Origin of the sequence: Undibacterium sp. Ji50W, from assembly GCF_049340445.1 — a bacterium.
Lineage (GTDB): Bacteria > Pseudomonadota > Gammaproteobacteria > Burkholderiales > Burkholderiaceae_D > Undibacterium.
This window is the reverse complement of sequence record NZ_JBMPOX010000001.1, coordinates 1069742-1085516: the sequence shown is the minus strand read 5'-3', so window position 1 is coordinate 1085516 and position 15775 is coordinate 1069742. Positions and strand designations below refer to the sequence as shown.

The following is a 15775-nucleotide window of genomic DNA, read 5'->3' as shown; positions in this document are numbered from 1 at the left end:
AATATGCAGAATGATTTTTTGGATGGCGCTCCGGCTTCGGGAGCACCTGCGGCGGCGCAGCGCGTGCAGTTTTTGCATGCGGAATTGAATCGCCATGCCCATGCCTATTACGTGCTGGACAACCCCAGCGTGCCGGACGCTGAATACGACAGGCTGTTTTCGGAATTGCAGCAACTCGAACAGTCACACCCTGAATTAAAAACCGCAGATTCGCCGACCAATCGCGTTGGCGGCGCACCCTTGCCGGAATTTGGCCAGGTGCAGCATGCCGTGCCCATGCTGTCACTGAATAACGGTTTTGAAGATGATGATGTCACCAACTTTGACCGCCGTGTGCGTGAGGGGCTGGACGCGGCACAGGAAATTGATTACGCCATCGACCTCAAATTTGACGGCCTGGCCATCAACCTGCGCTATGTCGATGGCCTGTTCACCCAGGCCGCGACCCGTGGTGATGGTTTTACTGGTGAAGATGTGACTGAAAACATCCGCACCATACGCAGTATCCCTTTGCGCTTGCAGGTGAAAAATCCCCCCAGGACATTGGATGTGCGCGGTGAGGTGTTGATGTTCAAGCGCGATTTTGAAAAGCTGAACCAGCGTCAGCGCGATGCCGGTGCAAAAGAATTTGCCAACCCGCGCAATGCAGCGGCCGGCAGCCTGCGTCAACTGGATTCCAAAATCACTGCCCAGCGCAGCCTGCGGTTTTTTGCCTATGGTATAGGGGCGCTGGAGGGCATGGACATGCCGCCCTCCCATCGGGCCTTGCTGGACTGGTATCGTCAGGCCGGGATTCCCGTTTGCGAAGAAAATGCGCTGGTCAAAGGAGCGCAGGGCTTGCTGGCATTTTATCGGGCGATACAGGACAAGCGTGCGGTACTCGATTACGAGATTGATGGCGTGGTCTACAAGGTCAATGAGTTTGCCAGCCAGCAATCGCTGGGGTATGTCTCGCGTGCACCACGCTTTGCCATTGCGCATAAATTCCCGGCGCAAGAAGCATTAACGACCGTACTGGATATCGAAGTGCAGGTGGGCCGTACTGGTGCGATTACCCCGGTTGCCAGGCTGGCACCGGTGTTTGTGGGCGGCGTGACGGTCACCAATGCCACCCTGCACAATGAAGAAGAAGTGCAGCGCAAGGATATCCGCATAGGCGATACCGTGTCGGTACGCCGGGCTGGTGATGTCATTCCCGAAGTGGTGTCCAGCGTGCTGGAAAAACGTCCGGATGATGCACGCCAGTTTGTCATGCCTGAAGCCTGCCCCATTTGCGGCTCAGCCATACAGAAACCGGAAGACGAAGCGATTGCCCGTTGCACTGGCGGCTGGATCAAATGTTCGGCGCAGCGCAAGGGCGGCCTGTTTCACTTCGCTTCACGCAAGGCCATGAATATTGACGGTGTCGGTGAACAGTTGATTGATCAACTGGTCGACAAGCAGGTGGTCACCACGGCAGCAGACTTGTACAAGTTGGGCCTGCGTGCACTGGTTGAGCTGGATCGCATGGCGGAAAAATCAGCGCAAAACATCTTACATGCGCTGGAAGTGTCAAAAGAAACCAGTTTCGCCCGCTTTATTTATGCATTGGGGATACGCCATGTCGGTGAATCCACCGCGAAGGATCTGGCAAGCCATTTTGGAAATGTCCAGGCCCTGTTGCAGGCGAATGAGGAGCAGTTGTTGAGCGTGCCTGATGTCGGACCGGTAGTTGCCAAATCTATACTGCGGTTTTTTGGCGACAGCCTGAACGTGGAATTGGTTGAGCAATTGGTCGCTTCCGGCATACACTGGCCTGAGATTGAGGTGCAGGAAAAAGGCGAGCAGGTATTGGCAGGCAAGACCTTGGTGCTGACCGGCAGCTTGCCCACATTAAGCCGCGATCAGGCAACGGAAGTTATCGAAAAAGCAGGTGGCAAGGTAGCCGGTTCAGTCTCCAAAAAAACCAGCTATGTAGTGGCAGGTGATGATGCAGGCAGCAAGTTGGTGAAGGCGCAAGAATTGGGTATTACTATTTTGACAGAAGCAGAATTGCTTCAACTTTGTTCCAGGAGCTGAAATGAGAAAAATTACAAAAGCCGTATTCCCGGTCGCCGGTTTGGGTAGTCGCTTTTTGCCTGCTACCAAGGCACAACCAAAAGAAATGCTGCCTATCGTCGATAAGCCCCTGATTCAGTATGCGGTTGAAGAAGCGGTGGAAGCCGGGATTACCGAGATGGTATTCATCACCGGTAGAAACAAGCGTGCGATTGAAGATCATTTCGACAAGGCGTATGAGCTGGAAAGTGAACTCGAAGCCGCTGGTAAAGCAGCCTTGCTGGACCTGGTCAGAAATGTCATTCCTAAAAACATCAACTGTATCTATATCCGTCAGACTGCGGCACTGGGTTTGGGCCATGCCGTTTTGTGTGCACGCCCTGTGATTGGCGATGATCCTTTTGCCGTATTGCTGGCCGACGATTTGATGGATGCCGATGCTGGCCAGCCATCCGTCATGGCGCAGATGGCGCGTCAATACGAAGCCGAAGGTGGCAGTATAATCGCCGTGCAAAACGTCCCGCGTGAATTTACCCGTCAGTACGGTATTGTCAGTGGTACGCCCTATACAGAACACCTGGACCGCGTACAGGGTATCGTGGAAAAACCGATGCCGGATGTTGCACCGTCGACCCTGGCTGTGGTGGGGCGTTATATTTTGTCTGGCCGTATATTTTCTTACCTGGAAACCCTGGGCAAGGGTTCTGGCGGTGAGATTCAACTGACTGACGGTATTGCTGCCATGCTCAAGGATTTCCCGGTATATGCATTCCGCCCGCAGGCTACACGGTATGACTGTGGCTCCAAGCTCGGTTATCTGAAGGCCAGTGTGGCTTTGGGATTGAAGCACAAGGAAACCAGCGCTGAATTTACCGAGTTCCTGCAGTCCTTGAAGTAATCGGCCCTGACAGACCTTGCCTGGTCATGCAGTGATGTTGCGGTCAGATTCTTAAGCTGGCCGCATTTTTTTATATCGACGAAATAAAAGTGGTGCATCATGATCCATCCTATCCTTAAAATGGGCGATGCCCGTCTCTTGAGAGTTGCCGAGCAGGTGGCTGACTTTGATACGCCCGAGTTGCATCAGTTGATCAGGGACATGTTTGAAACCATGGTGGCGGCAAACGGGGCAGGGCTGGCAGCACCGCAGATAGGTATTAATCTGCAACTGGTGATCTTTGGTTTTAAAACCAATCCACGTTATCCAGATGCACCAGTGGTGCCGGAAACCGTACTCATCAATCCGGTGTTGACACCCTTGTCTGATGCCACGGATGATGCCTGGGAAGGTTGTTTGTCCGTGCCTGGCATGCGTGGCCTGGTGCCGCGCTGGAGTGCTTTGCGGTATGAAGGCTTTGACCAGTTTGGTAAAGCCATTTCACGCGAAGTGGATGGTTTTCATGCGCGCGTAGTGCAGCATGAATGCGATCACCTGAATGGTATTTTGTACCCCATGCGTATCCGTGACCTGACACAGTTTGGTTTTACTGAAGTACTGTTTCCAGAGATGGATCCGAATGACGATGACTAAGAGCCAGCCAGGCTGCCTTGACCAGCCTGTCCAGGCCGGCCAAGCTGACCAGACAGGTCAGAACTGTTCGTCTTCACGCAGATAGCGCCATTGTCCTTCGGGCAGTTTGCCCAGCTTGACCTTGCCTATGCGCACACGTTTCAGGCCCAATACCTTTAGCCCCACCATCTCGCACATGCGCCGGATCTGGCGCTTCTTGCCTTCGCGCAAAATGAAGTTCAACTGATCTTCATTTTGCCAGGTGACTTTTGCCGGCAGCAGCTTCTTGCCATCCAGCGTCAAACCATGATTCAGGCGACGCAAGTCGGCATCCGGCAAGCGGCTCCCCGGTTTGCTGTATTCGACGCGCACCAGGTATTCTTTTTCAACGACCGTCGTTTCGCCGATCAGGTGCTTGGCGATGCGGCCATCCTGGGTCAATACCAGCAAGCCTACCGAATCAATATCGAGCCGGCCCGCAGGCACCAGGCTGCGTAACTGGGTGGGGTGGAACTGCGTATCGACTTCATCTTCTGCCCAGCGATTTTCCGGCTTGACTAGGGCGATGGCTGGCGTGTAGCCATCTTCTGCCTGGCCGCTGACATAACCCACCGGTTTGTTGATGAGGACGGTGACGCGTTTTGATTGTTCAGCGGCGGCCTGTCTTTCCACGGTCACCTGCTGGTGTGGCAGCACTTTGCTGCCCAGTTCGGAAATGACTTTGCCATCCACTCTTACCCAGCCACGGGCGATCCATTCATCGGCCTCGCGTCGTGAGCAAAGGCCCAGTTCGGACATGCGTTTCGAAAGTCTTACAAGTTCTGTCATGGTGCTATCAAATAAAAATTACGGCGGTATCAGCGGCCTGCGGGCCGCGACATGGGGTTGGTTCAGGATGCGTGGTATCAGACGCAAGTGTCCAGATGCCAGTGTTCAAATACGCAAGGCATCCAGCAAATCGGTTTCAAACTGAATCTGGCTTCGGGCACCCTGCAAGGCCGGGCCATCGACGATAAAGACGTCTTCGACCCTTTCCCCCAGAGTCATGATTTTTGCCGTATGCAAATTGATCTTGTGCTTGGTCAGGATATTCGCAATAGCATACAGCAAGCCATTGCGGTCATTCGCCGAGATCGACAGCAAATAATACTGGCCACGATCATCCGGGCGCAAATTCACGGTGGGCACGATAGGGAAGGTGCGGGACATGCGCGACAGGCGTCCGCGATTCGGCGGCGATAGCGGTGTCTGGCGGGTCAGCACTTCGGTCAATTCATGTTCCAGCAGATTGATGATGTCGCGATAATTATTGGCAAAGGCCGGTTCAATCACCAGGAAGGTATCGAGTGCGTAGCCACTTTTGCTGGTGTGAATCTTGGCATCCAGAATGCCAAAGTTCTTGCCATCGAAATAATTGCAGATGCGGGCGAATAAATCCGGCTGATCCTTGACGTAGACAGTAATCTGCAAGCCCTCGCCAATCGGTGACAAGCGGCATTTCACCACTGGCGTGGCACTGTCTATGCGGTCGTGCAGGGCGCGCGTCTGCCAGGCGATGTCGGATGCATCATGACGCAAAAAGTAAGCGACATCCAGTTGCTGCCAGAATTTTTCGTGGGCATCTGGTTCCAGGCCATACAGGCGCAGCGCCTTGAGGGCATCTTCCTGGCGGTTTTTCAGTTCCCGGTCTTTGCTCGGTGCTTCACCACCCAGTACGCGTAAAGTCATGCGGTACAGGTCTTCGAGTAATTTGCCTTTCCAGGCATTCCAGACCTTGGGGCTGGTGCCGCGTATGTCGGATACGGTCAGCAAATACAGGGCCGTCAGATGGCGCTCATCCTTGACCAGGCTGGCAAAATTTTGCACTACATCCGGATCAGACAAATCCTGCTTTTGCGCCACATGCGACATCGTCAGGTGGTTTTGCACCAGGAAAACGATGAGCTCGGTATTCGCCTTGGTCAGGCCATGGTCATAGCAGAATTTCTTGGCATCGGTCATGCCCAGGATGGAATGATCGCCACCGCGCCCCTTGGCAATATCGTGGAACAGGGCGGCAATATACAGTATCCACGGCTGATTGAAATTCGCCATCAATTGACTGCAGAACGGGTATTCATGCGCATGTTCCGGCATGGTGAAACGGCGCAGATTGCGCACTACCATCAGGATATGCTGGTCCACCGTGTAGGCATGAAACAGGTCGTGTTGCATCTGCCCTATGATGCGGCGGAAGTTAGGCAGATAGCGCCCGAGTATGCTCATCTGGTTCATGTGGCGCAGGGCGTGGGTGATGCCTTGCGGGGATTGCAATATCTGCAGGAACATTGAACGATTGAAAATATCGTGCCTGAATTCAGCATCGATCAGCAGGCGCGCATGCCATAGTGCGCGCAGGGTTCTGGCCGTCATGCCCTTGAGTTCACTTTGCCTGGTCATGACCAGGAAGATTTCGAAGATGGTCGACGGCGTCGCTTCAAAGGTGTCGTCCCTGGCGATATCAATAAAGCCGTTCACTTCATTGAAATGCTCATTGATGGGACGCGGCACCGATGGCTGCGGAAACAAGACAGCCTCGATATTTTGCAGCAATACGGTATTCAACTGCGTGACTGCCTTGGCGGCCCAGTAATAACGCTGCATCAGGTATTCGCTGGCGCGCCGCGATTCGGTAGACTTGAAGCCGAAGGTTTCTGCGATGGGTGACTGCACGTCAAAGATCAGGCGGTCTTCACGCCGGCCGGCATAAATGTGCAGGCGTATGCGGATATCCTTGAAGGCGCGTTCATTGCGTTTTAATTGCCGCGCTTCGATGTCGGTAATCAGGCCACTTTCTGCCAGTTCGCGCCATGAATTGCCCAGGTTGGCTGCCTTGGCAACCCAGAGTATCACCTGTAAGTCACGCAGGCCACCCGGGCTTTCCTTGCAGTTCGGTTCCAGGCTGTAGGGTGTGTCTTCATACTTCACATGGCGCTGCTGCAGTTCCAGCAATTTTTCCTGGAAAAATTTTTGCGGATTCATTGCTTCCGCATAATGCTGCTGCATATCGCGGAATAGCTTGCGGCTGCCGGTTACCAGGCGCGCTTCCAGCAGGCTGGTTTGCACGGTGATGTCGGCCGCGGATTCTTGCAGGCATTCTTCAATGGTGCGTATGCTGTGACCCATATCCAGGCCGATATCCCAGAATAGCTGCACCAGTTTTTCCAGCTTCTCGCGCAATGCGGCATCCGGTCTTTGCTGCAGCAGTATCAGTACATCCACATCTGAATACGGGAATAGTTCGCCACGGCCATAGCCGCCTACTGCCACCAGTGCTGCTTCCTTGGGGAAATCAAAATGGCGCCAGATCTTGCCCAGCAGATGATCGACGTTGCGGCACAGGTCATGCAGCAACTGCTCTGCCTTGTGATTTTCCTTGAATGCATTAATGACGAGCAGTTGTGCTGACTTTAATTCTTCCTTGAATGTGAGTGCCGGAGTCTGCATTTGCCTGTATGCCTCAGGCTTTGGTCGTTGCAGTAATGAAATCCGGAATCGGCGGATAGCCGTCAGACAGTGTCAGCACTTCATAGCCGGTTTCTGTCACCAGTACGGTATGTTCCCATTGCGCTGACAGGCTGCGGTCCTTGGTCTTGATGGTCCAGCCATCCGGCATTTCCTTGATTTCACGGCGGCCGGCATTGATCATCGGTTCTACGGTGAAAATCATGCCTGGCAGCAGTTTTTCCATGGTGCCTGGTTTGCCGTAGTGCATGACTTGCGGCGCTTCGTGGAAAATCTTGCCTATGCCATGGCCGCAGAATTCGCGCACCACGCTGTAGCCAGCTTTTTCTGCGTGTTGTTGTATGACATGGCCGATATCGCCCAGATGGACGCCCGGTTTGATTTTTGCGATGCCCAGCCACATGCAGTCATAGGTGATGGCGCTGAGGCGCTTGGCCAGTATGGATGCTTCGCCCAGCAAAAACATGCGGCTGGTATCGCCGTGGTAGCCGTTTTTGATGACGGTGATATCCAGATTGACAGAATCGCCATCTTTTAGGACTTTGTCGCCAGGAATGCCATGGCAGATCACGTCATTGATAGAGGTGCAGATGGCTTTCGGGTAAGGTGTATAGCCGGGCGGGCAATAATTCAGCGGGGCAGGGATGGTGCCTTGTACATTCAGCATGTATTCGTGGCACAGTCTATCCAGCTCACCCGTGGTGACGCCGACTTTGACAAAAGGCGTGATGTAATCGAGGACTTCGGAAGCCAATCTTCCGGCAATGCGCATGCCGGCGATATCTTCCGGCGTTTTGATAGTAATAGCTTCCATACGTTTTCTTCAGTCTGTTGCCGCGATCAGGTTGATGGCAGCAGGTAAAATTGCGAGAATGTTGCAGAACCGGAATTATAGTCCAGTAAGGCGAGTACCGCATTCTCCCAATAAAACGCAGCACTTGAGGAAAACCCGCTTTTCATAGTACAATTGATGGTTAGCTTGTGGATGTATTCAAATATGGCACGAGTTAATTAATTTTTTATTAATCGAATCCGGTCGAAAAGGGTGTCTTCGGCGCTTACATGTAAATCATTGAGATTGTCATGAAGCTGCTTGGATCACTGGCTGGATTCAAGACCTAACCCTGGAGTTATTATGTCTGTAACAATGCGTGAAATGCTGGAAGCCGGTGTGCACTTTGGTCACCAAACCCGTTTTTGGAATCCAAAAATGGCACCGTATATTTTCGGTCATCGCAACAAGATTCATATCGTCAACCTGGAAAAAACCCTGGCCATGTACCAGGAGGCGATGAAGTATATTCGTCAACTGTCTTCAAACCGCGGCACAGTATTGCTGGTTGGTACCAAACGTCAATCCCGTGACATCATCGCTGCTGAAGCAAATCGCGCTGGCATGCCTTTCGTTGATCAACGCTGGTTGGGTGGTATGTTGACTAACTTCAAAACAGTCAAAACATCAATCAAGCGCCTGAAAGACATGGAAGCTTCCATTGAAGACGGCTCTGTAGAAAAGCTGTCCAAAAAAGAAGGTCTGATGTTTCAGCGTGAAATGATCAAGCTGCAAAAATCCATCGGTGGTATCAAGGATATGGGCGGCATTCCTGATGCAATTTTCGTAGTCGACGTCGGCTACCACAAAGGTGCGATCACTGAAGCTGCAAAACTGGGTATCCCTGTTATCGGCGTGGTTGATACTAACCACTCCCCAGAAGGTGTTGCTTACATCATCCCTGGTAATGATGACTCCTCCAAAGCGATCGCTTTGTATGCTCGCGGTGTTGCTGACGCAATCCTCGAAGGTCGTGCAAATGCAGTCAACGAAGTTTTGGAAGCTGTTAAGCCAGGTTCCGATGAGTTCGTAGAAGTAGAACAAGCATAATACTTGCCTGTTCAGGCACATGGCTTCAGGTTGTCATGACAACCTGAAGCAAAAAAATGGGCAACAATCGTTCGCCCTTTTTTTTAAACAAAATTTGATATCGGTGCCCCCGTGGCACCATTGAACTAGGAGAATGACATGGCGGCAATTACGGCAGCTTTGGTAGGTGCATTGCGCGCGAAGACAGACGCGCCGATGATGGAATGTAAAAAAGCCCTGACAGAAGCAGAAGGCGATATGGAGCGTGCGGAAGAAATTCTGCGTGTGAAACTGGGTAGCAAAGCTTCCAAGGCATCTTCCCGTATCACTGCAGAAGGCGTTGTCGCATCTCACATCGCTGGTAAGGTTGGTTCCCTGATCGAAGTTAACTGCGAAACAGACTTCGTTACCAAGAATGATGACTTCCTGGCACTGGCTAATACCTGCGCAAAACTGATTGCTGAGCATAATCCTGCTGACATCGCAGCATTGGGTGCTCTGCCACTGGATGGCAAGACAGTAGAAGAAGTACGTGCAGCCCTGGTTGGTAAAATCGGCGAAAACATGTCCTTCCGTCGTTTCGTGCGTTTTGACACTAGCGCCAAGCTGGTTTCTTACCTGCACGGCACACGTATCGGCGTGGTCGTTGAATTTGACGGCGCAGATGAGCAAGTTGGTAAAGACGTGGCAATGCACATTGCTGCGATGAAACCAGTTTCTTTGTCTTCTGACCAGGTTCCTGCTGACCTGATCGAAAAAGAACGTTCTGTAGCTGCTCTGAAAGCGGCCGAATCTGGCAAGCCAGCGGATATCGTTGCAAAAATGGTTGATGGCTCTGTACAGAAATTCCTGAAAGAAGTTTCTTTGCTGAACCAGACTTTCGTCAAGAACGACAAGCAAACTGTTGAACAGATGTTGAAATCTGTTAATACAACAGTGAAAGCGTTCACGATGTTTGTTGTTGGTGAAGGTATTGAGAAGAAGCAGGACGATTTTGCCGCAGAGGTGGCCGCGCAAGTGGCTGCAGCGAAACAAGCGTAATCTGGCGAATCAAAAAAACGGGCCGAAAGGCCCGTTTTTTTAAACCTTGCGATTGTAAGTATTTGTTTCCAGCTCTTTAAGTTTGTGCGTTCAGATGTGACTATCCAGTTCTGGCGTTTTATTTGGTTTGCCCATGATTGTCAGGCTTGCGTTGGCAATCCAAATAGAAAACAAGAGATGCTTTATCAAAGTCATCTCATTCTGCATGTAATCTTTTAGACTAATCAACTTACCAGAAGGAGTCCTATCATGACAAAACCTGCTTACAAGCGTGTACTCTTGAAGCTCTCTGGCGAAGCCCTGATGGGCGATGATCCGTTTGGCATTAACCGCGCCACCATAGAACGCATGGTGGCCGATGTGGCAGAAGTATCAAGAATGGGCGTGGAGCTGGCGATTGTCATCGGCGGCGGCAACATCTTCCGTGGTGTGGCGCCAGGTGCCCAGGGTATGGACAGGGCTACTGCCGATTACATGGGCATGCTGGCCACTGTCATGAATGCACTGGCGTTGTCGGATGCCATGCGTCAGGTTGGCCTGACATCCCGCGTGATGTCGGCGATTGCCATTGACCAGGTGGTCGAGCCCTATGTGCGTCCCAAAGCCCTGCAATACCTGGAAGAAGGCAAGGTCATCGTCTTTGCTGCCGGTACCGGCAATCCTTTCTTCACCACCGACACGGCTGCTGCCTTGCGTGGTTCCGAGATTGGTGCTGAAATCGTGTTGAAAGCGACCAAGGTCGACGGTGTCTATACTGCCGACCCTAAAAAGGATGCGACAGCGACCCGTTACACCACGATTTCCTTTGATGAAGCGATTGCCCGCCACTTGCAAGTCATGGATGCCACCGCATTTGCCCTGTGCCGTGATCAGAAATTGCCAATCAAGGTATTTTCCATTATTAAGCCGGGTGCATTGAAGAATGTCATCCTGGGGGCAGACGAAGGCACATTAGTGCACGTATAATCCTGCATTTTGGATGGTTCATATTAATTCGGCAAGGAGAGGCGGTTGCGCCATCCCTGCCACGATGTACAGGAGAGCGCCATGAGCGTAGCAGATATTAAAAAGAATTCCGACCAGCGCATGCAAAAGTCAATCGAGACTTTGAAAAACGATTTGGCCAAGGTCCGTACCGGCCGTGCCCATACTGGCATTCTCGACCACGTCCAGGTTGATTACTACGGAACACCTACCCATATTACCCAGGTTGCCAATGTGACGCTGATTGATGCGCGTACCATTGGTGTGCAGCCTTGGGAAAAGAAGATGCTCAATGCGATTGAAAAAGCCATCCGTGACGCTGATCTGGGTTTGAACCCGTCATCTCAGGGCGAACTGATACGCGTGCCAACACCACCGCTGACAGAAGAGCGTCGCAAAGAGATGGTCAAGCTGGTCAAGACCGAAGGTGAGAGCGCGAAGATTGCCATCCGCAATATTCGCCGCGATGCCAATGAAACACTGAAAAAGATGTTGAAAGAGAAAGAATGCTCGGAAGATGATGAGCGTCGTTCGCAAGATGAAGTCCAGAAACTGACTGATAAATTCGTTGCTGAAGTGGACAAGCTTCTGGCCGACAAAGAGAAAGAAGTGTTGACAGTTTAAGCCCTTGCCCGCGTACCAACACATTCTGGATTTACATGAGCCATACAAGTTCTACCAAGGAAGTTCCTGCGGTTGGCGCGATTCCTAAACATATTGCAATCATCATGGACGGCAACGGACGCTGGGCAACCAAGCGTTTCTTGCCGCGCGTCGCTGGCCATGTGAAGGGCGTGGAAGCAGTCAGGGGCGTGGTTGAAGCCTGCGCCCGGCGCGGCGTGTCTTACCTGACCCTGTTTGCTTTCAGTTCTGAAAACTGGCGTCGCCCGGCGGAAGAAGTGTCTTTGCTGATGCGTCTGTTCGTCACTGCGCTGGAAAAAGAAGTGGCAAAAATGCACGCCAATGATATCCGCCTGAAAGTGGTGGGTGACCTGACGCGTTTCGATGTCAAATTGCAAGCCATGATACAGGCGGCGGAAGAAAAAACCGCCCTGAACAAGGGCCTGACCGTCACCGTCTGCGCCAATTATGGTGGGCGCTGGGATATCGTGCAGGCGACCAATCGCCTGCAACAGGACCTGAGCGCCGCTGGCAAGGCCGGGCAAGCGATAGATGAAGACCAGTTGGCAGCTTATCTATCCATGGCCTATGCGCCTGAGCCTGACCTGTTCGTCCGCACTGGCGGCGAAACCCGCATTTCCAATTTCCTTTTATGGCAATTGGCCTATAGTGAATTCTATTTCACGGATACCTTTTGGCCTGATTTTGATGCGGCGGCACTGGATCTGGCTATCGCCTCCTATCAGCATCGTGAGCGCCGCTTTGGCCGCACCAGTGCGCAGGTATCCGAACAATCCCCTGCACAAGAAAGCAATTGATGCTAAAAACCCGTGTAGCGACAGCCCTTGTTTTGCTGGCCATCTTGCTGCCAGTTCTGTACTCGGCTTCGTTTATCGCTTTTGCCGTGCTTGCGCTGGTGTTCTTCGCCGCGGCTATCTGGGAATGTCAGCGGTTGTTTGCCAAGCCGGCACCGCTGGTCATGGCGGCAATCTGGACTGGCATGCTGGGGTATTTTTATTTCCATCTTGAGAGTTTTTCGCAACTCTTGCTGTTTGCATTTGCCAGCGCATTCTGGATTTTTCGTTTGTTGCCGACACTGGCGCGTGGCTTGCCCGACGTGCGCGGCTTTACCAGTGGCTTGCTGAGCGCCTTGTACGGCATCAGCATCTTTGCCTGCTTCGTGGCGATTGCCGTGTTCTTCAAATATTCACCCATGTATCTGTTTTCTGTCATGGCCATCGTCTGGGTCGCGGATATCGGTGCTTATTTTTCAGGGAAGGCCTTGGGAAAGCACAAGCTGGCACCAACTATTTCTCCAGGAAAATCCTGGGAAGGCGCGATAGGCGGCTGGGTCTGCGTAGTGGCGCTGGCGACGGCGACGGCGTTTATCCCTGGCCTGGAAAATACGTTTACTGCACATTTGCTGGCCAGAAAAGGCTGGCTGATATTCGTGCTTGCCATGAGCGTCTTGACGGCAGCCAGTGTCGTCGGCGATTTGTTTGAATCATCGCTGAAACGGCGCGTCGGCATGAAAGACAGCAGCAAACTGTTGCCGGGACATGGCGGCGTGCTGGACAGGATAGATGCGCTGATACCAGTCCTTCCACTGGCAGCTTTGCTGGATTTATGGCGATAGACAGTATGCAGAAAAAACAGCAGTTATGCATTTTGGGGGCCACCGGCTCTATCGGCGTATCCACGCTGGATGTCGTTGCCAGGCACCCTGATCGCTATGGCGTTTTTGCCCTGACTGCACATACACAAGTGGAAAAACTGGCACAACAATGCCAGACTTTTTTACCCCAGGTGGCAGTGGTGGGTACGGCCAAAGCGGCAGATGAGCTTGCCAGCCGCTTGCTGGAAATGAATCTGGCCCATATACAGGTACAACATGGCCCGCAGGCCTTGTGTGATGTCGCCAGTGCGCCCGAATGCGATAGCGTGATGGCCGCCATCGTCGGTGCTGCCGGTTTGCCAGCCTCGCTGGCAGCTGCGCGTGCCGGCAAGAAGGTCTTGCTGGCTAACAAGGAAGCGCTGGTCATGTCGGGGCAGTTGTTTATCGATGCGATCCAGCACAGCGGTGCCGCACTCTTGCCCATCGATAGTGAACACAATGCCATATTCCAGTGTCTGCCGGGTAAGTATGACCGCCGGCCCGGCCATCATGGCATCCACAAGATTCTGCTGACTGCCTCTGGTGGTCCTTTCCTGAACCGGGATGTGGCGACACTCACCGATGTCACGCCGGAACAGGCGGTTGCCCACCCGAACTGGGTCATGGGACGCAAAATCTCCGTTGATTCGGCGACCATGATGAACAAGGGGCTGGAAGTGATTGAAGCCCACTGGCTGTTTGCGACACCGGCGGAACAGATCGAAGTCGTGATTCATCCACAAAGCGTGATTCATTCCATGGTGTCGTATACCGATGGTACCGTGCTGGCACAGATGGGCAATCCAGACATGCGCATTCCTATCGCCTATGGCATGGCGTATCCTGAACGGATAGCTTCTGGTGTAGCGCCTCTCGACCTGCTGAAGGTGGCCAGCCTGCATTTCCAGGCGCCGGATATGACGCGTTTTCCTTGTCTGCAACTGGCCTACGATGCCTTGCGCACAGGAAAGTCTGCCGCAATCATATTGAACGCAAGTAATGAAGTCGCTGTCCAAGCATTTTTGGATAAAAAAATCGGCTTCCGCATGATCAATCAGCTCATCCAGCGCACGCTGGAAAAAATGGCGGTGACCGACACCCCAGACCTGGACAGCATCCTGGCCTGTGATGCCGAGGCGCGTGCACTGACTGGGGCGATGATCCTGTGATGATATTTTTTCAAAGTGTCCTGGCTTTTTTTGTAAGCTTGAGTATTTTGGTGAATATTCATGAGTTGGGCCACTATCTGGTGGCGCGCTGGTGCGGCGTGAAAGTGCGGCGATATTCTTTTGGCTGGGGGAAGGTCATTTATTCCCGTAAATTTGGTAAAGACCAGATGGAATGGGCGATTTCCAATTTACCCTTGGGTGGCTATGTTTCCTGGTTTGATTCCAGTGATCCGGATACCACTGAGTTTACCCAGGAAGATGTGGCGCGCGAATTTCGCAATCAATCTGTCTGGAAGCGTGCAGCAATTGTTCTGGCTGGGCCGATGGCGAATTTTCTCCTGGCGATTGCCTTGTTTGCCGGTTTGTTTATGCACGGTATCCAGGAGCCAGTGGCAAAATTGCGATTGACATCAAGTTCTTCCCTTGCTTACCAGGCTGGCTTGCGGCAGGGCGATCTGGTGCTTGAGATCAATGACAAGAAAATACAGACCTGGACTGAGCTGAAGTGGCATCTGATGAAAGCTGGCCTGTCGCATGCCGATCCACATATCGAAGTGCAGCGGGATAACCCGGATAGACCTGGCAGCAAAATCCGGCTTTCTGTTGAATTGCCCATGAAGCAATTAAGCGCAAAAGAGCTGGAAGGCGATTTTGCTGGTTTGCTGGGTTTGGGTTTGGCAGTTAATCCTGAGGTTATTTTCGATGAAGTGATGCCGGATAGTCCTGCCTCGAAGGCGGGCTTGCTGGCGGGTGATCAAATCATTGCCGTAGGGCAAAAACCCTTGCTGGATGTGATCGATTTTATTGCCGTCGTCAACGCTAATCCCGGTAAATCGTTGAGTCTATTGGTAAAAAGAAAGCAGGATCGCTTTGAAGTCGGTGTGACGCCTGTGGCGCAACAAGTCAATGGAAAGACAGTAGGGCAGTTAAAAGTAAAATTGCGGGCGGTGAATCCAGAGATAGTGACCGTTCAGTCTTCCTTCTTTGAAGCAATTTCCAAAGGAGCGGAACGAGTATGGGATACCAGTTCCCTGAGTTTGAAAATGATAGGGAAGATGTTTACTGGCGAAGTTTCCCTACGGAATATATCTGGTCCGATAACTATTGCCGATTATGCGGGGCAAACCTCCAGAATCGGGGCAATTAGTTATATTAATTTCATTGCCTTCGTCAGTATTAGCCTGGGAGTGATGAATTTACTACCTATTCCATTTTTGGATGGAGGGCATTTGTTGTATTATTCGCTGGAAGTTTTGACAGGGAAACCTTTGCCCGAGCGTTCTATCAGGATGGCGCAATACGCAGGGGGTACATTGCTATTAGCCATGATGGGGATAGCTTTTTTTAATGACTTTGCCAGACTAATGTCATACTTGCCCCGACTAATGCCATAA

Annotated in this window: 14 protein-coding genes; 11 read left to right on the top strand and 3 right to left on the bottom strand. The window is 52.2% G+C overall.

The genetic code is table 11. From position 1 onward, the window contains the following. Positions 1-3 precede the first annotated feature (3 nt). The 3 genes from ligA to def all read left to right on the top strand — a co-directional run bounded on the left by ligA (position 4) and on the right by def (position 3568). Entirely contained in the window at positions 4-2058 is a 2055-nt protein-coding gene (ligA, locus tag ACO0K9_RS04615; protein ID WP_422982206.1) for an NAD-dependent DNA ligase LigA, read from the top strand. 1 nt (position 2059) lies between these two features. Next, positions 2060-2935: a UTP--glucose-1-phosphate uridylyltransferase GalU gene (gene galU / locus ACO0K9_RS04610; protein ID WP_422982204.1), complete on the top strand. Its 876-nt coding sequence runs from the start codon at positions 2060-2062 to the stop codon at positions 2933-2935. A 99-nt stretch (positions 2936-3034) separates the two neighbouring features. After that, positions 3035-3568, top strand: coding sequence for a peptide deformylase (gene def / locus ACO0K9_RS04605; protein ID WP_422982202.1), 534 nt, complete (start codon positions 3035-3037; stop codon positions 3566-3568). 57 nt (positions 3569-3625) lie between these two features. Here def and ACO0K9_RS04600 read toward each other — a convergent pair whose 3' ends face one another. The 3 genes from ACO0K9_RS04600 to map form a co-directional block, all read right to left on the bottom strand. Beyond that, positions 3626-4375, bottom strand: coding sequence for a pseudouridine synthase (locus ACO0K9_RS04600; protein ID WP_422982200.1), 750 nt, complete (start codon positions 4373-4375; stop codon positions 3626-3628). A gap of 105 nt (positions 4376-4480) precedes the next feature. After that, positions 4481-7033 carry a [protein-PII] uridylyltransferase gene (locus ACO0K9_RS04595; RefSeq protein ID WP_422982198.1) on the bottom strand — a complete coding sequence of 851 codons (2553 nt, stop codon included), beginning with the start codon at positions 7031-7033 and terminating at the stop codon, positions 4481-4483. Positions 7034-7046: 13 nt separating this feature from the next. After that, a complete protein-coding gene (gene map / locus ACO0K9_RS04590) occupies positions 7047-7865 on the bottom strand; it encodes a type I methionyl aminopeptidase (RefSeq protein WP_422982196.1) in 819 nt (272 codons plus the stop codon). Positions 7866-8186: 321 nt separating this feature from the next. Here map and rpsB point away from each other — a divergent pair, with 321 nt between their 5' ends. The 8 genes from rpsB (at position 8187) to rseP (ending at position 15775) form a co-directional block, all read left to right on the top strand. Further along, positions 8187-8933, top strand: coding sequence for a 30S ribosomal protein S2 (gene rpsB, locus ACO0K9_RS04585; RefSeq protein WP_422982194.1), 747 nt, complete (start codon positions 8187-8189; stop codon positions 8931-8933). 138 nt (positions 8934-9071) lie between these two features. Next, the gene (tsf, locus tag ACO0K9_RS04580) at positions 9072-9953 is read left to right on the top strand and encodes a translation elongation factor Ts (protein ID WP_422982192.1); all 882 of its coding nucleotides are present in this window, start codon (positions 9072-9074) and stop codon (positions 9951-9953) included. Positions 9954-10202: 249 nt separating this feature from the next. Next, positions 10203-10919: a UMP kinase gene (gene pyrH, locus ACO0K9_RS04575; RefSeq protein ID WP_162041352.1), complete on the top strand. Its 717-nt coding sequence runs from the start codon at positions 10203-10205 to the stop codon at positions 10917-10919. An 81-nt stretch (positions 10920-11000) separates the two neighbouring features. Continuing rightward, positions 11001-11561: a ribosome recycling factor gene (gene frr, locus ACO0K9_RS04570; protein WP_422982190.1), complete on the top strand. Its 561-nt coding sequence runs from the start codon at positions 11001-11003 to the stop codon at positions 11559-11561. Between the two features lie 35 nt (positions 11562-11596). Then, positions 11597-12376, top strand: a complete 780-nt coding sequence (locus ACO0K9_RS04565) for an isoprenyl transferase (protein WP_422982188.1) — start codon at positions 11597-11599, stop codon at positions 12374-12376. After that, complete coding sequence (locus tag ACO0K9_RS04560) at positions 12376-13194, top strand: phosphatidate cytidylyltransferase (RefSeq protein WP_422982186.1); 819 nt, start codon at positions 12376-12378, stop codon at positions 13192-13194. Before ACO0K9_RS04565 ends, ACO0K9_RS04560 begins: the two co-directional genes overlap by 1 nt. 5 nt (positions 13195-13199) lie before the next feature. Beyond that, positions 13200-14381 carry a 1-deoxy-D-xylulose-5-phosphate reductoisomerase gene (ispC, locus tag ACO0K9_RS04555; RefSeq protein ID WP_422982184.1) on the top strand — a complete coding sequence of 394 codons (1182 nt, stop codon included), beginning with the start codon at positions 13200-13202 and terminating at the stop codon, positions 14379-14381. After that, positions 14381-15775 carry an RIP metalloprotease RseP gene (gene rseP, locus ACO0K9_RS04550; protein ID WP_422982182.1) on the top strand — a complete coding sequence of 465 codons (1395 nt, stop codon included), beginning with the start codon at positions 14381-14383 and terminating at the stop codon, positions 15773-15775. The genes ispC and rseP overlap by 1 nt, the downstream gene beginning before the upstream one ends.